This is a genomic window from Curtobacterium sp. PhB25 (assembly GCF_004365375.1).
Taxonomy (GTDB): domain Bacteria; phylum Actinomycetota; class Actinomycetes; order Actinomycetales; family Microbacteriaceae; genus Curtobacterium.
Genome location: NZ_SODR01000003.1, coordinates 380,996 through 397,863, shown reverse-complemented (window position 1 = coordinate 397,863; position 16,868 = coordinate 380,996). Strand labels below are relative to the sequence as shown.

17 protein-coding genes are annotated in these 16,868 nt (G+C 70.9%); 5 read left to right on the top strand and 12 right to left on the bottom strand.

Annotated elements, in window-relative coordinates; all coding sequences use genetic code 11:
- Nucleotides 1-68 precede the first annotated feature (68 nt).
- Nucleotides 69-482, bottom strand: coding sequence for a helix-turn-helix domain-containing protein (locus tag EDF51_RS08785; protein ID WP_131878016.1), 414 nt, complete (start codon nt 480-482; stop codon nt 69-71).
- 50 nt (nt 483-532) lie between these two features.
- Here EDF51_RS08785 and EDF51_RS08780 point away from each other — a divergent pair, with 50 nt between their 5' ends.
- The 3 genes from EDF51_RS08780 to EDF51_RS08770 all read left to right on the top strand — a co-directional run bounded on the left by EDF51_RS08780 (nt 533) and on the right by EDF51_RS08770 (nt 3,529).
- Complete coding sequence (locus tag EDF51_RS08780; RefSeq protein WP_131878014.1) at nt 533-1,303, top strand: alpha/beta fold hydrolase; 771 nt, start codon at nt 533-535, stop codon at nt 1,301-1,303.
- Nucleotides 1,304-1,646: 343 nt separating this feature from the next.
- Entirely contained in the window at nt 1,647-2,858 is a 1,212-nt protein-coding gene (locus tag EDF51_RS08775) for a histidine kinase (protein WP_131878012.1), read from the top strand.
- Nucleotides 2,855-3,529 carry a response regulator transcription factor gene (locus EDF51_RS08770; protein ID WP_132099265.1) on the top strand — a complete coding sequence of 225 codons (675 nt, stop codon included), beginning with the start codon at nt 2,855-2,857 and terminating at the stop codon, nt 3,527-3,529. The genes EDF51_RS08775 and EDF51_RS08770 overlap by 4 nt, the downstream gene beginning before the upstream one ends.
- Here EDF51_RS08770 and EDF51_RS08765 read toward each other — a convergent pair.
- Nucleotides 3,526-4,257 (bottom strand): TetR/AcrR family transcriptional regulator, encoded by a 732-nt coding sequence (locus tag EDF51_RS08765; protein ID WP_235036037.1) that lies wholly within the window; start codon nt 4,255-4,257, stop codon nt 3,526-3,528. The two genes, EDF51_RS08770 and EDF51_RS08765, sit on opposite strands and share 4 nt — an antisense overlap.
- 79 nt (nt 4,258-4,336) lie before the next feature.
- Here EDF51_RS08765 and EDF51_RS08760 point away from each other — a divergent pair, with 79 nt between their 5' ends.
- The gene (locus tag EDF51_RS08760; protein ID WP_132099264.1) at nt 4,337-5,179 is read left to right on the top strand and encodes an NAD(P)H-binding protein; all 843 of its coding nucleotides are present in this window, start codon (nt 4,337-4,339) and stop codon (nt 5,177-5,179) included.
- On the opposite strand, the gene EDF51_RS08755 is transcribed toward EDF51_RS08760, so the two are convergent.
- From EDF51_RS08755 to EDF51_RS08715, 9 genes are all read right to left on the bottom strand, one after another.
- Complete coding sequence (locus EDF51_RS08755) at nt 5,172-5,933, bottom strand: triose-phosphate isomerase family protein (RefSeq protein ID WP_132099263.1); 762 nt, start codon at nt 5,931-5,933, stop codon at nt 5,172-5,174. The genes EDF51_RS08760 and EDF51_RS08755 overlap by 8 nt on opposite strands.
- Nucleotides 5,930-7,636, bottom strand: a complete 1,707-nt coding sequence (locus EDF51_RS08750; RefSeq protein WP_132099262.1) for a dihydroxyacetone kinase family protein — start codon at nt 7,634-7,636, stop codon at nt 5,930-5,932. The genes EDF51_RS08755 and EDF51_RS08750 overlap by 4 nt, the downstream gene beginning before the upstream one ends.
- Nucleotides 7,633-9,024, bottom strand: coding sequence for an MFS transporter (locus tag EDF51_RS08745; protein ID WP_123339283.1), 1,392 nt, complete (start codon nt 9,022-9,024; stop codon nt 7,633-7,635). The genes EDF51_RS08750 and EDF51_RS08745 overlap by 4 nt, the downstream gene beginning before the upstream one ends.
- Nucleotides 9,025-9,163: 139 nt before the next feature.
- Nucleotides 9,164-9,943 carry an SDR family NAD(P)-dependent oxidoreductase gene (locus tag EDF51_RS08740; RefSeq protein ID WP_123292891.1) on the bottom strand — a complete coding sequence of 260 codons (780 nt, stop codon included), beginning with the start codon at nt 9,941-9,943 and terminating at the stop codon, nt 9,164-9,166.
- An 11-nt stretch (nt 9,944-9,954) separates the two neighbouring features.
- Nucleotides 9,955-10,908, bottom strand: a complete 954-nt coding sequence (locus EDF51_RS08735) for a 3-hydroxyacyl-CoA dehydrogenase family protein (protein ID WP_131878002.1) — start codon at nt 10,906-10,908, stop codon at nt 9,955-9,957.
- Nucleotides 10,905-11,945: a TIM barrel protein gene (locus EDF51_RS08730; protein ID WP_131878000.1), complete on the bottom strand. Its 1,041-nt coding sequence runs from the start codon at nt 11,943-11,945 to the stop codon at nt 10,905-10,907. Before EDF51_RS08730 ends, EDF51_RS08735 begins: the two co-directional genes overlap by 4 nt.
- Nucleotides 11,946-12,036: 91 nt before the next feature.
- Nucleotides 12,037-12,753 carry a GntR family transcriptional regulator gene (locus EDF51_RS08725; RefSeq protein ID WP_131877998.1) on the bottom strand — a complete coding sequence of 239 codons (717 nt, stop codon included), beginning with the start codon at nt 12,751-12,753 and terminating at the stop codon, nt 12,037-12,039.
- Between the two features lie 44 nt (nt 12,754-12,797).
- Entirely contained in the window at nt 12,798-13,817 is a 1,020-nt protein-coding gene (locus EDF51_RS08720) for a PDDEXK nuclease domain-containing protein (protein ID WP_131877996.1), read from the bottom strand.
- 84 nt (nt 13,818-13,901) lie between these two features.
- The gene (locus tag EDF51_RS08715) at nt 13,902-14,879 is read right to left on the bottom strand and encodes a matrixin family metalloprotease (RefSeq protein ID WP_165918698.1); all 978 of its coding nucleotides are present in this window, start codon (nt 14,877-14,879) and stop codon (nt 13,902-13,904) included.
- Between the two features lie 130 nt (nt 14,880-15,009).
- Between EDF51_RS08715 and EDF51_RS08710 the strand changes: the two genes are divergently transcribed.
- Nucleotides 15,010-15,897, top strand: a complete 888-nt coding sequence (locus EDF51_RS08710) for an aminoglycoside phosphotransferase family protein (RefSeq protein WP_131877992.1) — start codon at nt 15,010-15,012, stop codon at nt 15,895-15,897.
- 20 nt (nt 15,898-15,917) lie between these two features.
- Here the strand turns inward: EDF51_RS08710 and EDF51_RS08705 are convergent, their stop codons facing one another.
- A complete protein-coding gene (locus EDF51_RS08705; protein ID WP_207906618.1) occupies nt 15,918-16,835 on the bottom strand; it encodes a GNAT family N-acetyltransferase in 918 nt (305 codons plus the stop codon).
- Nucleotides 16,836-16,868 lie beyond the last annotated feature (33 nt).

Below are 16,868 nucleotides of genomic sequence, written 5' to 3'. Positions count from 1 at the left end.
AGCGGAGCGGCCTTGTCCGGGTCTTCGATCGCGGCCAAGCCTGAGCGACGTCTCGCCGCCGTTCCGGTTCAGTCCGCTTCGGTGAGCAGGCGCAGCGTGTGGAGCAGGTCGCTGCGCTGGTCGCCGTCGAGCGGAGCGAAGAGGACATCGAGGACGCTCGACGCCACCGAGTGGCCGTCCTGGAGCGCAGTCCGACCGGCACCACTCAGCGCGTGCTCGAGACGCCGTCCGCGCCCTGCCGACCGGGTGATGAGCCCTCGTTCGACCAGCCGTGTCGCGAGGGTCCCGAATGCCTGGTCGCTCTGGAAGGTCGCGACGGCCAGCTCGTGGCCCGATGCGCCGGGCATCCGATCGATGGCACGGAGCGCATCCCACTGCACGAGAGAGACGCCGACGTCCTTGAGCGCCGCGTCCATCGTCCGGTGGTTCCGGTACTGCGCGCGCTTGATCATCTGTCCGAGTACCTCGAGGTCCGCCGCCATGGTGTTACTGTATCAACACGCTTACATCAACATGTTTAGACAGGACGATCATGAACAGCTCCCTCCCCGAACCCCTGCCGGTCATCGAGGCCGGCAGCTCGACCGCTCGCACCGCCCTCGTCCTGCACGGTGGCGGGGGGCCGAGGACCGTGGCGCCGATCGTCGGACACCTGTCGGCGACCATGCACGCCCTCGCCCCGACCCACCCGGGCTGGGACGGAACCGCACGCCCTGAGTCGATCGCTTCCGTTGCCGAGCTCGCCCACGCGTACCTCGCGCGGCTCACCGAACACGGCGACCGCGACGTGGTCGTGGTCGGGTCCTCGATCGGCGGATGGATCGCGCTCGAGATGGCCGTCCAGGCCGCAGCCGACCAGCGGTTCGCCGGCCTCATCGGGGCCGTGGTGGTCATCGACACCGTTGGTGCCATCGTCGACGGGGAGCCGATCGCCGACTTCTTCGCCCTCGATGCTCGCGGCCTGGCCGAGGTCGCGTGGCACGACCCCGAACGCGGGTACACGGATCCCGCCGACTCCACCGAAGAGCAACGAGCGGTACAGCAGTCCAACGGCCGCACGATGGCAGCGGTCGCCGGCGCGGCGATGAGCGACCCGACGTTGCTCAGCCGACTCCATGCGGTCAACGTGCCGACGTTCGTCGTCTGGGGCGCAAGCGATCGCGTCGTCACTCCGGCCTACGGGCGAACAGTCGCCGCGGCGGTACCGGGTGCGGCCTACGCCGAGATCCCGGCCGCGGGCCACCTCCCGCACCTCGAATCACCCGAAGCGACCTGGGCCGCGATCGACGCCTTCCTGAGCTGACCAGCACGCACGGCGGCACACACCGGAAGGAACGCGGCTCCGCGCGGGGACCGTGCAGGACGACCGGTCGCCCAACTGCGGGTGTCTTCGTCGACGCCGAGTACCGGGTGCTCGCCCCTCGCTTCACCCGCAGGGACGAAGCGCTTCGCCCGTGCGCCCGATGCCCCGGCGACTCCGGACCGCGAGTCTGGTGACATGGAGTCCTCGACGAAACACACGATCGCCACGCTGCTGCTCTGCGCCGCGATCGTCGCCACGACCGTCATCGCCCTCGCCGCCATGACCCCGGGCGCGTGACGTCGGTCCGCGCTGCCCGGCGTGGGCGGCATGCGATGATCGAGCCGTGACGGACCGGCGCACGTTCATCCGGCCGCTCGCCACCCGTTCGATCGTCGTCGACGTGGCGTGGGCGGTCCTCGCGGCGTTGGTCTTCCTGCTGCCGCTCGAGGTCGAGCTCGAGCACGCGAGCTTCTTCGCCGTGCTCGCTGCCGCCGGCGCGATCGCCCTCCGTCGGGTCTCCCCGTCGGCGGCGATGCTCATGGTGGTCGTCCTCGGGATCATCCAGGTCGGCGGCGGCGAGCGCCCGTCACTCGTCGACCTCGCCATCTTCGTCGTCATCGGCACCGCGGCGGTCGTCGGGACCCGGACCGAGGTCATCCTCTCCGGGGTGCTCGCGCTCGTCGCGGGTGTCGGTGCGACGTTCTACCTCGCCGTCACCGGCTTCCGGTACCTGGTGCTGCTCAACGGTCCCCGCGACCAGGCGTTCCTCGCGATGGCCGCACCGGTCGCCGCCCTCCTCGGGGTGTGGGCGGGCGGGGTCGCCGTCCGGGCCTTCCGGTCGCGCGACCGCGAATCCGTCCGTCGAGCCGATGCCGAGGCTGCTGCGTCGCGCGCCGAGGCGGTGGCCAGCGAGGCCGAGGCGACCGCCACCCGTGCCATCGACGTCGCGGAGTCCGAACGCATCCGCGCCGACATCGCCCGTGACGTGCACGACGTCGTCGGCCACTCGCTCGCGGTGATCATCGCGCAGGCCGACTCGGTGCCGTTCCTGGCCGACGAGGCCCGCATCCGCGAGGTCAGTGCCACCATCGCCAGCACCGCCCGCAGCTCCCTGCTCGAGGTCCGGCAGGTCCTCGGGCACATCGACGGCTCCGGGGAGACGACCGATCCCGGCTCGCTCGAGGAGATCGTGCAGGGCATCCGCGACGCCGGAGTCGACGTCGACCGCACGGTGCGCGGCGTCCCGGTCCCGCTCCGCCCGGACACCGGCACGGCAGCACGGCGCGTGCTGCAGGAGATGCTGACCAACGCGCTCCGGCACGGTGCGCCGGGGCTGCCCGTCGTGGTCCGTGAGACCTGGCGGAGCGCCGACGTCGTGCTCGAGGTCGAGAACGTCGTGGGTGACGGCACCACCGGGGGCTCCGGCCGGGGGATCGACGGCATGCACACCCGCCTCACCGCACTCGGCGGGTCCTTCGACGCCGCCGCGCTGGACGACGTGTTCGCCGCACGCGCCCGCATCCCGTTCGACGTCCAAGGGGGACCCGTCCGATGACCGAACCGATCACGATCCTGCTCACCGACGACCAGGCGCTGTTCCGCGCCGGTCTGCGCGTGGTGCTCGACGCGCAGGACGACATGCAGGTGGTGGGCGAGGCCGCGGACGGTGCCGAGGCCCTCGCCCGCATCCAGGAACTCCGACCCGACGTGATGCTGCTCGACATGCGGATGGCCGGCATGGACGGCGTCGAGACCGTCCGGCAGCTGTTCTCCGGCGCCGTCGAGGGCCCGCTCCCCCGGGTCGTCGTGCTCACCACGTTCGGCCTCGACCCCGCCGCCGCGACCGCGATCCGGCTCGGTGCGAGCGGGTTCCTGCTCAAGGACGCCACCCCGACGTTCCTGTTCGCGGCGGTCCGGGCGGTCCACGAGGGCAGCTCCGTCATCGCCCCGAACGACCTCGCGCAGCTGTTCGGGGCCGACGTCGCGAGGGCACCGGCGCCGCAGCCGCCCGAGTTCCAGGCGCTGACCGAGCGGGAGCGGGTGGTGTTCGGCTGGGCGTCCCGCGGGCTCTCGAACGCCGAGATCGCGACGAAGGAGTACGTCACCGAGTCGACCGTGAAGACGCAGATCTCGAGCATCCTCGGCAAGCTCTCGCTGCGGGACCGCGTGCAGCTCGTGGTCTACGCGCACGACCACGGACTGGCGGGCACCCGCGACGGGTCCTAGCCGGTCGCGATCCGATCGAGCCACTCCGCGAGCATCGTCCGCTCGGCAGCCGACAGCCGATCCAGCCGGGGTGCAGCAGCACGGAGCGTGATCGCGGCGCTCGTCACGGCGTCGCCGCCCGTGCCACCGTCGTCCGTCGTCGACGCGCTCGGCACGAGGATCCGGCCGAGCACGGCGTCGAGCACGTCGTCGGCGAGCGACGGGTCCCGCTCGTCCACCGGGGCGGCCAGGACCGCGAGGACTGCGCCGGTGCCGGCCGCGTGCACGAGTTCCACGGCACGTCGTTCCGGCACGGCGAGCCGCCCGGCCTCGGCCACGCGCTGGATCCGTTCGGCGAGCAACGCCGTGCCGGCCCGCGCCGCTGCTGAGCGCCGACCACGCTCGGGGTCGCTCAACAGCACGAACAGGTGCGGGTTGGCGAGCCCGAACCCGATCGTCATCGACCACCCGGCGCGCAGGTCGTCGACGGGGTCCGTCCGTCCGTCACGCGCTGCCCGCACCGCGTCCGCCTTCACCGCAGCGAAGGTCGTCATCGCGTGCTCAGCCACCGCTTCGAGCAGCCCGTCCTTGTCGCCGAACAGCCGGTAGATCGTCGGCGCCTGCACGCCTGCGCCGTCGGCGACTGCGCGGGTGGTCACCGCTGCCGCGCCGAGTTCCCGCAGCATCGAGCCGGCGACCTCGACGATGCGCGCTCGTGTCTCCTCGCGCTGGGTTCCCTGGTCGATCACGGAACAACGATAACGGATCACTGCTATCAGTGTGTTACCGTCGATACAACTTGGCCGTTACCACTGATTCGGAGATCCCATGATCGTCATCACCGGCGCCACGGGCGCACTCAACGGCGCCACCACCGACCACCTGCTCGGACAGGTCGACCCGAGCGAGCTCGTGGTCGTCACCCGCGATCCGGCGAAGGGCCAGCGGTTCGCCGACCAGGGCGTCGAGGTCCGCCGCGGCGACTACGCCGAGCCCGACACGCTCGCCCGCGCCTTCGCCGGTGCCGACCAGCTCCTGCTCGTCTCGTCGAACGACCCGGGTGCAGACGCCGTCGCGCTGCACCGTTCCGCCGTGGCCGCGGCCGTGACCGCCGGCGTCGGCCGCGTCCTGTACACGAGCCACCAAGGTGCAGCGCACGGGTCGCCGTTCGTCCCCGCGGCCCACCACGCCGCGACCGAGGACCTGCTCCGCGAGTCTGGCCTGCCCTGGACGAGCCTGCGGAACGGGTTCTACGCCCACAGCACCACGTGGCTGATGGGACCGTGGCAGACCACCGGCACCGTGTCCGTGCCCGTCGACGGCCCGGTGTCGTGGACCGCGCGTGAGGACGCCGCCGAGGCAGCCGCTCGCATCCTGCTCGCCGAGCAGCCCTTCGACGGCCCGGTGACGCTCACCGCGCCGGCGGCCCCGACCTTCGCCGACCTCGCCGGCTCCGCATCGGAGCGCACCGGCCGGACCATCGGCTTCGAGGCCCTCGGAGAGGACGAGTGGCGAGCTCGCGCGGTCGCCGCCGGACAGGACCCGCACATGGTGGGGTTCCTGCTTGGCATGTACGAGGCTGCAGCACAGGGCCTGTTCGCCGGCACCGATCCCCTGCTCGGTGAACTCCTCGGACGTGCACCGCGCACGGTCGAGGACCAGTTCAGCTGAGGGCTGCGACCTCGTCGAGGATCGCCTCGACCGCAGCCGGGTCGTGCGCGAACCGACCGAGGAACAACCCGCCGAGCCGCCCCTGCCCACGGGTGAGCAGACCGGGCCCGGCGCTGCCCCCGTACAGGACCGTGCTCCCGCGCAGCTCGGGTCGCGTGGCGAGGTGCTGCTCGATCCCCGCGAGCACCGCCACGATGTGGTCGTCCGGCGCCGGTGCGGGCGCACCGATCGCCCACACCGGCTCGTAGGCGACGGTCAGCGCCCCGGCCAGTCCGTCAGCGATGGCCGTCGAGACACCACGGTCGAGCTGCGCGGTCACCTCCGCCACGGCTTCCGCCAACCGGGAGGCCCGGGTCGTCTCCCCGACACAGAGGAGCGGACGCAGGTGGTTGCGGAAGGCCGCGTGCACCTTCGCGGTGACGGTCACGTCGTCCTCGTGGAACAGGGAGCGTCGTTCGGCGTGCCCGATCTCGACCAGGTCGACCCCGATCTCCCGCAGTTCGGCGCCGGAGACCTCGCCGGTGAACGCTCCTTCGTCGGCCCACGACAGGTCCTGCGCGGCGAGGAGCACCCCCGACCCGGCCAGCACGTCACGCACGGGCACGAGCGCCGGGAACGTCGGCGCGACGAACAGCGTGGCCGCTCCGCACCGCGTCGCGGGGTGCCTCCGCGCGATCTCGGCGACGGCCCCCGACCACTCCAGGGTCCGAGCGTGCGAGAAGTACGTCTTCAGCGACACACCGATGGTGATCACGGTGCGAGGGTCTCCACGATGAGCGCGAACGACACCGCTCCGGGATCCGGTGTGCCGACGGCTTGCTCGGCGTGGGTGCGTGCGCGGCCCATCTTCGGCACGAGCGACGCGGTGGCGTCGGCGGCCTCGCGAGCGGCGCTGACGGCGTCGGCCCAGGCGTCCGCGAGCGACGCTCCCGCGTCGACCCGGGTGCGGAGCACCTCGTCGAACGGCACGAGCGCGTCGACCATGGTCTTGTCGCCGACGGTCGCGCCGAACGCGAGGACCGCCTCGGTGGCGGCGTGCACCGCGCTCTGGACCGTGGCGGCCGACGGACGCTCGTCGTCCCCGAGGACGCGACCCAGGGCCTCCAGGGCGGCTCCCCAGATCGCACCGGACGTGCCGCCGGCCTTGTCGGACCAGGCGTCTGCGGCGATCCGCAGGACGGAACCGACACCTGCGCCGGCGGTTACTGCGTCGGTGGCTGCGGCCGCTGCGGCGTGCGCGCCCCGCTGCATGCCGATGCCGTGGTCGCCGTCACCCGCGACGGCGTCGATCCGGCCGAGCTCGTCGGCGTGCTCGTCGAGGAGCGCGCGGACGGCGGCGAAGCCGGCCGCAGCCTGCTCGCCGACCGCGCGCGAGTCGTCGCTCGCAGCGCCGATGGCGACGCCCTCGGCGTCCGCTTCCACGGTGGAGGGGTCGACGCGTTCCTGCGGGACGGCGCCGCCCTTGCGGTACGCGGGGGTGTCCGCGGCTGCTGCCCAGAGTTCCTCGAGTTCGCCGTCGAGCCAGAACAGGGTGAGCGAGACACCGGCCATGTCGAAGCTCGTGACGAGTTCGCCGACCTCGGGCTCGACGATGACGACCCCCGCGTCGGCGAGCCGCTGCTGGACCGAGCGGTAGACGACGAAGAGCTCCTCGTACTTGACGCTGCCCAGCCCGTTCAGGATCGGGACGACGCGCGCGCCGTCGGGTGTCACGCCCTCCGGCAGCTCGTCGAGCAGTCGGGTCACCAGCAGCGACGCCAGGCCGTCCGCGGTGGGAACGTCCGTCTCGTCGATCCCGCGTTCGCCGTGGATGCCCATGCCGATGGCCATCCGACCCTCGGGCACCGTGAACAGGGGTTCGTCGGCACCGGGCAGGGAGCACCCGGAGAACGCGACGCCGAACGACCGCGTGCGGTTGTTGGCGCGCTCGGCGACGGCCGTGACCTCGTCGAGGCTGCGGCCCTGCTCGGCGGCGGCGCCGGCGACCTTGAAGACGCAGAGGTCGCCCGCGATGCCACGCCGCTCCTGCGGGCGGTCCGCGGGCGCACTCACCACGTCGTCGGTGACGCGAACGGTCCGGACCGGGATGCCGTCGGCCTCGAGTGTGCGGGCCGCGGCGTCGAAGTTCAGGACGTCACCGGCGTAGTTGCCGTAACTCAGCAGCACCCCGCCGCCGTGCTCGGCGGCCCGCGCGACGCCGGCCACCTGCTGGGCGCTGGGGCTGGCGAACAGGTTGCCCATCGCGGCACCGGCGGCCAGGCCGTGTCCGACCAGCCCGCCGAACGCGGGGTAGTGGCCCGAGCCGCCACCGATCACGACGGCGACCGTGCCGTCGGGGCTGGTGGTGGCGCGGGCAACGCCGCCGTGCACCTTCCGCACCCATCGTTCGTTCGCGGCGACGAAGCCGTCGGTCGCCTCGTCGGCGAAGTCCACCGGGTCGTTGAACAGTCTGGTCACGCGTTCGTCTCCTTCGACGTCGTGGTGCGGACATGCGAGGTGTCGAGGAGGTCATCCGCCTTCGACCCCCGGAAGAACTTCGTGCAGAAGATCATCACGGCCGCGACGAACGCCAGGACCCCGAGCGAGACGATCCCGAACGCACCGCTGTCGGTCGGCACCACCTCGTTGATCGCCGTGCGCATGATCGGGGCGACGAACCCGCCGAGGTTGCCGAGCGAGTTGATCAGGCCGATGCCCGCCGCAGCGGCGGCCCCGGTGAGGAACGCCGTCGGGTACGCCCAGGTGATCGGGCCGACGGCCAGGAAGCTCGCGACCGCCAGCGTGATGAACACGATGCCCAGGATCGGTTGCCCGTTCGCACCGGCCCACGCCGACCCGAGGATCGACAGTCCGGTCGTGATGTAGAACATGGTGCCCCAGCGACGACGACGACCGACGGAGTCCGCCTTCGAGCCGACCAGGTAGCAAGCGACGAGTCCGACGAGCCACGGGATCGCGGTCACGAGGCCGACCTGCCACCCGACGTCCTGCCCGAGCAGCGAGGAGACCTGCTGCGGCAGGTAGAACGTCGTGCCGTACACGGCGACCTGCAGGCAGAAGTAGATGATCGTGAAGTACCAGACCCGGCCGCTCGCCATGGCCTTCCAGATGCCGGTCGGGCCGTCCGCGCTGCGGGCGGTGTCCTCGCGCGCCATCGCCGCGGTGAGCGACTGCTTCTCGCCCGGTTCGAGCCACTTCGCCTGCTGCGGGCTGTTCGTCAGGAACACCAGGGCCGCGATGCCGGCGAGCACCGCGAGGATCCCCTCGCCGAAGAACATGACCTGCCAGCCGTGGAACGGGGTCGCCTGGTCACCGAAGCTCAGCAGCCCGCCGGACAACGGGGCACCGATCATCTGCGAGAACGGCTGCGCCAGGTAGAAGATCGCGAACATCCGCACGCGCACCTTGTTCGGGAACCACTCCGACAGGTACATGATCACGCCCGGGAACAGCCCCGCTTCGGTCACACCGAGGATGAAGCGCAGGACGATGAACATCGTGTCGTTCGTCGTGAAGGCGAACAGCGCGGCGACGATGCCCCACGTGACCGCGATGCGGGCGAGCCAGAACCGGGCACCGAAGCGCTTGAGCAGCAGGTTCGACGGGATCTCGAAGATCGCGTAGCCGATGAAGAAGATGCCGGCGCCGAGCGCGAAGGCCGCGTCGGAGATGCCGCGGTCGACGCTCAGGGCCTCTTCGGCGAACCCGACGTTGGTGCGGTCGAGGAACGCGACGAAGTACAGGATGACGAGCATCGGCATGAGGTGCTTCGTCGCCTTGCCGATGGCGGACTTGAGGCCGGGGTCGTTCGTTGACCCGAGCGCGGGGGCAGGGGGAAGTGACACGGGTTCGCTCCTTTGCGAGCACGGTGCGGTTTCGGGGCGTCCGGCGGTGGGGCCTGGTGGCCGTTTGGCCGTTCGGCCTGTCGGACGGGAGGCACGGATCGCGTCGCGCGGACGGCGCGCGATCCGTGGCCGGTCGGCTCTAGTGCATGTACAGGCCGCCGTCGACGTTCAGCGTCTGGCCGGTGACGAACCCGGCGTCCTCGCTGATCAGGTACGCGATCGCCGCGGCGATGTCCCGCGGCGTACCGATGCGCGGCAGCACGCCGTCCGCTGCCATCTCGGTCTTGCGCTCCTCGGTCAGGGTGCCGCCCATGATGTCGGTGTCGATCGGGCCGGGAGCGATCGCGTTGACGGTGACGCCGCGCGGGCCGAGCTCGCGGGCCAGGCCACGGGTCAGGCCGATCACGCCGGCCTTCGCCACCGTGTACGGGGTCTTGCTGAAGGTGCCGCCACCGCGCTGGGCCGAGACCGACGACAGGTTCACGATGCGGCCGTAGCCGTGCTGCACCATCGACTCCGCTGCCCGCAGGCTGGCGAAGTGCACGCCGTCGAGGTTGATCGACAGCACGCGGTGCCACTCCCCCTCGGGCAGGTCGAGGTAGGCGTGCGCGGACGAGACGCCGGCCAGGTTGACGAGGGCGACGACGGGATCGAGTTCGGCCTCGATCGTGTCGAACGCTGCCCGGACCGCGGTCTCGTCGGCGACGTTCGCGCCGACGCCGACCGCACGGACGCCGTGCCGCTCGCGGATCTCGGTGGCGACATGTTCGCTGGCCGTCTGGTCGAGGTCGATGATGCCGATGTCCCAGCCGGCCTCGGCCAGGTGGTGGGCGGTGGCACGACCGATGCCCCGCGGTGATGCCGCTCCGGTCAGGACGGCGGTGCGGGGCTGGTTCTGCGTGTTCGTGTTCGTGTTCATGCTCGTCCCCCTCAGTGGATCGGCGCCGGGCCGAGGTCGTCGAGCAGCTTCTGCATCGCGACGTAGGCCTTGTTGCGGTAGGCGACGAGCTCCGGCGTGCGGTCGGCCGGCACCTCGAGGTACCCGGCGCCGGACTTCGTGCCGAGCTCGCCCGCGTCGACGTGCTGCTGCAGCGACGGCGGGGTGGCGAAGCGCTCGGGCCAGCGGGTCTGCAGCGACTCGAAGCAGAACGCGTAGACGTCGAGACCGGCCATGTCGGCGATCGCGAACGGGCCGAAGAACGGCAGGCGGAACCCGAACGTGGTCCGCACGATGGTGTCGATGTCGTCGGGGGTGGCGATGCCCTCGTCGGCGATCTTCGTGGCCTCCTCGAACAGCGCGTACTGCAGGCGGTTCAGCACGAACCCGGTCGAGTCCTTCACCCGCGCCGACTGCTTGCCGGTCGCGGCGACGACGGTCTCGCCGACCGCGATCGCGTGCTCGTTCGTGGTCGGGTGCGGGATGAGCTCGACGCCGGGGATGAACGGCGCCGGGTTCGAGAAGTGCACGCCGAGGAACCGCTCCGGGCCGACGACCGCCTCGGCCAGCGACTCGATCAGGATCGTCGAGGTGTTCGAGCCGATGATCGCGTCGGGGCGGGCGGCTTCGCTGATGCGGCGGAGGGTCGCGTGCTTGATCTCGATCTTCTCGGGGACGGCCTCCTCGATGAAGTCGGCCTCCGCGACTGCTTCCTCGATGGAGGCGGCTGCGCTGAGGTGGGCGTCGACGCGTGCCACGGCGTCCGCGGGGAACAGGCCGTCCGCGACGAACTGCTCGGTCTCTGCGATGAGCCGGGCTCGGTTGGAAGCGGCGATCTCGGCCGAGACGTCGGCGATCCGGACGGTGTGGCCAGCGAGGGCGAGGACCTGGGCGATCCCGCCGCCCATGTAGCCGGATCCGACGACGGCGATGTCGAGGGTGCTCATCGGGTTGCTCCTTCGGTGCTGGTTGCTGCAGTCGGGGTCGCCGTCGCCGTCGCCGTCGCCGTCGCGTCGAGCTTCGTCGTCGCGAGGACGGATCGGATGTACTGCTGGTTCGTGGCGCAGACGCCGAGGCTGTCCCCGCCGTACTGCTCGGTCATGACGATCCCGCGGAACCCGTCGGCGACAGCGTCGCGCAGGACCTGGCGGTAGTTGATGAGGCCCGTCTCCATGGTGCTCGGCGCGCTCGTCGCCCAGCTGCCGTCGCCGGCCTCGTCACGCGTGTAGTTCTTCACGTGCAGGTAGTTCGTGTGCGGCATGGTCTTCGCGAAGAGCTCCCGCCAGTCCTCGATCGGCCGGTGGAGGCGGATGAGGTTCGCGACGTCCGCGTTCAAGCCGACGTTGTCGAGCCCGATGTCCTCGACCAGGCGCACGGCGCTGTCGGCGGTGCCGAGGTAGGTGTCCTCGTACAGCTCGAGGGCCATCGGCAGTCCGACGCTCGCAGCGTGCTCACCGAGCTCCCGCAGGCGCTTGACCGCCGCGTTCCAGACCTCGGGGTCGTCCGGGTCCTTCGGGCCCTGCGCTGTCCAGAACCACAGCGCGCGCTTCTGGGCCTCGGTGAACGGCTGGTGCAGGCCCGTCGAGAACACCTGCATGCCCCACTCGGCCGCCGCGTCGATGGTGCGGTGGGCGTAGGCGAGGTTGTCCTCCTCGTGCCCGGGCTGGATGACGCTCTTGCGCTGCAGGTGCACCGAGGGGATCCCGATGCCGTGCACCTTCGCGACGGCGAACAGCTCGTCGCGGCGGGAGCGCTCGAGGTCCGCGGGGCGGATGTGGCTGTCGGCGAGTTCAGCGAGCGAGAACCCTGCGGCTGCGATCTGTGCGAACACGTCGTCCCAGACCTCAGCCGGGGCATCGTGGAACGCAGTGCCGTCGCGCGTGACCTGGGCGAAGCCGTGCAGACAGGCGGCGATCGGCCAGGTGTCCGACGTCCAGGTGGTGGGGTCCCAATCCTGGTCGACCCAGTCCTGCGGTGTGCTCACGGAATGCTCCTTCGCATGTCGGGGTTCGGCGGTGAACCTCTTTCCTATAGGAAAGATACTCGCACCTCGACAGAGCGCAACCCCTGCGGGATCAGCTCGTGTGCGAAGCGTCCTCGCGCGACCGGAGCCGGACGGCGTCGATGTGGTGCCGCATCGCCGCGACCGCTTCAGCCGGCCCGACCGCGAGGGCATCGACCACCGCTCGGTGCTCGTGCACGGCGCGGTCGGTGTCGTCCCCGCCGCCCTCGACGATCTGCCGCATACGGTGCACCCGCGTCGTGATGATCTCGGACATCTCCTCGAGGAACGGGTTCCGCGTGGCATCGAAGATCAGCTGGTGGAACTGCCAGTCGCTCCGGAAGAAGCGGGCCATGAGTTCCTCCGACGCCTCAGCCGCACCGACCGCCGCGACCTCGTCGGCCACCGCAGTCTGCTCGTCGAGCGCAATGCCGAGCCGCTCCCGCAGGGCGTCGACGTCACCGCGCGCAGCGAGCTCGACGGCGCCGCTCTCCACGATGAGTCGGGCGTCGAACAGGGCCTCGAGTTGGTCGCCGGCCAGGGGTGGGGAGACCCGGTACCCCTTGTTCGCTTCACGGGTGACGAGGCCGGTGCGTTCGAGCTGCACGAGGGCTTCGCGCACCGGCGTCGGGGAGACGCCGAGGGTTCGGGCGAGCCCATCGATCGACAGCCGCATGCCGGGTTCGACGTCGTGGCCCATCAGGACCTCGAGCACCCGGTCGTAGACGCGGTCACGCAGGCCGAGCTGCGAGATGCGTTCGGTCCCGAAGCCGGGCATGGTCGTGGACATGGGTCGATCCTAGAGAATCCACGAATCCGACAGCTCGACCCTGATCAGTTGACGGCAGAATCGGCGAGCATCCCCGTCAGGTCGTCCTCCGAGGGCAGTGCCGCACGAAGCGTCGATGGAAGGAGGTCGTACCGAGCGACGCCGACCGGGGCTCCGTGCCCGCTGAGGGCGTACCGCACGACCGGGTCGTTCTTGTCAGCCACGAGCAGGAGCCCAACGGTGCCCGAGTGCTGTTGGCGCCGGAGCCGGTCGTCTACCAGGGACACGTAGAACGACAGCTGGCCGAGGTGTTCGGGTTTGAACTTGCCGCTCTTGAGTTCGACGACGACGTACCGGAGCTGGTCGACGTGGAAGAAGAGAAGATCGACGAAGAAGTCGTCACCGTGAACCTCGAAGTGGACTTGCCGCCCGACGAACGAAAACCCAGTGCCGAGCTCCCGGAGCGTGTCGATGATGCGGTCGACGAGCCGCTCCTCCAGCTGTCGCTCCGTTGCACCTGCGTCGAGCGCCAAGAAGTCGAGCACGTACGGATCGCGCGTGATCTGCTGCGCCAGATCGGAGTCAGCCTCGTCGAGGACACGGTCGAAGTTGGTCAGTGCTGAGGTGAATCGCTCGTGGGCGTTCGTCGCGACGTGGTGCTCGAGGACGTTCCGGGACCAACCGTGCTCGAGCGCTTGCGCCGCGTACCGGTCACGGCGCTCTCGGCCGTCGAGGCGACCGAGCAACACGGTGATGTGACCCCACGGAAGTTGTGCAACAGGCTGTTGCACGACATCCGGACCAGGCCACGCTGCCGCGAAACTGCGCATGTAGAACACGTTCCGCCGTGAGAAGCCCTTCATCTCAGGAAAGGCGGTCCGGAGATCACGCGCCAACTGGTCCACGAGCCCACTCCCCCACCCTGCGGTTTGCTGGCGGTCGAGAATCATTGCGCCGATCTGCCAGTAGAGGCGGACCAGCTCTGTGTTGACACGGCGCTGCGCCGTGAACCTGGCGGATTGGACGCGCTTCTTCAGCGCATCGAGCGTTGCCGCGTAATTCTCGGGCAGGGCAGGTTGGGTCATCGCGAACGACCGTAGCCAGTGCGCGCGGTCAGCGGGCCCGTCCAGCTGATCCTGTGGACAGATCGACGACGCCGTCGCGTCCGCTCAGTACAGCACCGCGATCCCCCGCAGATCGCCGAGCCCGAGCGTCCGCTGCGCTGTGTCGCACACCGTGGACGACGGCTTCATCACGAGCCCCGACTTCTGCGCCGTGTGCCCGAGCCCGTACGAGTGCCCCCACTCGTGCGTCGCGATGCCGCGCAGGTCGAACCGGTTGCCCGAGCAGGTGCTGGTCGATGCCCACCGGTGGCTCGTCGAGTACCGCTGGTCGGTCTCGAATGCGACCCCGCCCGTGAAGGACCAGATGCACGTCAGCGCCAGGGTCTTCGACGGCAGCTTGCCCCACCCGACGACGCTCGTCCGGTTCGAGGTCCCGCAGCCACCATCGGCGGTGACCGCAGGCTTCTGCGTCGCGGTGCCGAGGTACTCCTGGGCCGCCGTCGACTGGACTTTCTCACCGCACGCCGTGATCGTGCCGGTCCAGGCCTCAGCACCGCGCTGGATCGCTGCGACGTTCGACACCTTCGACCCCGTCGGGTTGTACCGCCACTGGACGGTGGACTCCCAGTGCGCGCCGGTCAGCACGTACGCCTTGCTCCCGCAGCTCGCGGACGTCGTGGCGCCGCTGTGCGAGACGGTGCCACGGATCGTCGCTCCGAGCGCTCGGCGCTGCTGGGCTGCGCGTTCTTGCCGGACGGCGGTGGGCGATCCGGCCCACACCTCGTCGACCTGCACGGCGATGCCCGCGGCACCACGGTTCGCGATCACCACGTCACCGGGGTCGGTGTCCCCTTCGGCGACCGGGGCAGCGGTGAGCGTGACGCCGGCTGCGGGTACCGCGAAGGTCCGGCCGTCCTCGAGCGCGACCACGCCGGAGCTGACGCGACACCCGGACGCCAGGTCGTGGATCGAGATGCTGCTCCCCTGGCAGCTTGGCGCTCCCGCGATTCCCGGTGCGGCGACGACCGCCGTCAGGGCGAGCCCGAGTGCGACCGCGGCTGCGGCCTTCGACGACGTGCGCACAGCGCCTCCTTGATCACGCCGCACCCGCACCCCGGTGGCGGACGGCTGCATCAGTGTCCGAGGGTGCGGAAGGGTCGACAAGCCCCCAGAACGGCCGCGGTGCGCAGAGCGGACCGGGTAACGTGCCGCCATGCACTGGGGCGACACCGGACTCGACGACCACCAGATCGCGTTCGTGCTCCACACGCTCCCCGATGCCGTCCTCGTGGCGGACGACTCGTGGGGCCTGCTCGACACGAGGGTCCTGCACGTCGTCGACGGCGACGTCGGCTACACCGTGAAGGCCTCGGGCCAGGACAACACCCACTTTCCCCGCGAACTCGACGCGCACCGGACCGTGACCGACGACCTGTGCGCCGCCGGGGACACCGGTGCCCTCGTGGCCGCGGACGAACAGCACCGGGTCCTGATCCTCGAGCGCGTCCCCGGTTACCTCGCCCTCGGGACCCCGGACGAGCACGCCCCTGACGTCCACCGGCAGGCCGGCGCAGTCCTCCGGCGTCTGCACGACCACGGCACCCGGCACGACCCGACGTTCCTGCTGCACGAACAGGCGAAGGCCTTCCGTGCCCTCGATACCCCGCACCGGATCTCGTCCGACGTCGTCGCCCGGACCCGCGCGGCACTCGAGATGCTCCCCACCGACCACCCGGACGAGCCCCTGGTCCCGACCCACGGCGACTTCCACCCGCGCAACTGGATCGTCGACGACGAAGGCGACGGCCACGGCCACGGCCACGGCCACGGCAGGCTCCGCGTCATCGACTTCGGCCGCTTCGGCTGGCGCCCGGCCTCCTTCGACCTCACCCGCCTCGCGGTGCTGCACTGGCAGGACGATCCGGCCCTCGAAGCGGCGTTCTTCGACGGCTACGGCGACGATCCGCGCGAGTCGGACGCCTGGCGCTGGCTGCAACTCCGCGAGGCCGTCGGCACCGCGACCTGGGCCTACGCCGTCGGCGACGAGGGCTTCGAGGCGCAGGGCCACGACATGCTCCGGCGCGCCCTCACCGCCTTCTGACGGTCAGGAACGAGCCCAGCTCACGGCACCCGCACGAACCGCGGCGCCCCGCGATCCCGCAGCCGGAACCCGAGGTGCTGGTACAACCCGATCGCCCCGGTGTTCCCGGCGGCCGCGTGCATGAGCGGCGTCTCCCCACGCTCGCGGATCCCGTGCGCGACGGCGAGCACCAGCCGCCGCCCGAACCCCTGGCCTCGGTACTCCGCATCGGTGCACACGGCGCTGATCTCGGTCCACCCCGGCGGGTGCAACCGCTCCCCCGCCATGGCGACGAGCCGTCCGTCCCGCCGGATGCCCAGGTACGTGCCGAGCTCGATGGTGCGCGGCAGGAACGGCCCCGGCTTCGTCCGCTCCACCAGGGCGGTCATCTCCGGCACGTCGTCGGGTGTCAGCACGACGGCTTCGTCGTCGGGCGCCCCCTCGATCGCCTCGCCGGTGAGCTGCACGCCGCCGGCACCCTCGACGAGCTCCCACCCCGACGGCAGGACGGCAGCCGCACCGACGCCGAGCATCCCGCCCGATCCGAGCAGTGCCCGGACGTCCTCCCAGTCCTGCGCAGTGGGTTGCTCGGGGATCCCTGTCCACACCGACACGTCGGTCTGGTAACGGACCACGTCGCCGCGCCGCTCGGCGAACCGTGCGTGGTGGCTGTTCAGCGCGGCCATGGCGGGTGCGTCGAGCACGCGCGTCGGGGTGCCGTCGTCGGCGATCGTCAGGTCGAGGGTCCGGAGTGCTTCGCCGCGGGCATCACCACCGCGGAACCCGAGGTCCTCGATCCGCCGACGATCGCCGTCCGCCCACCCGGCGGTGTCCGCGACGACACCGGAGGCGTAGTGGTTCGTGGCGCGTTGGACGACCTGCTCGACGTCCGCTGCCGAGGCCACGAGGACCTCTCCCGGTCGGGGCAGCGCGGTCGAGGTCGGCGCAGTCGTCGTCATCCCACCATTCTCTGCCCGCGGCGAGCGCCGCCA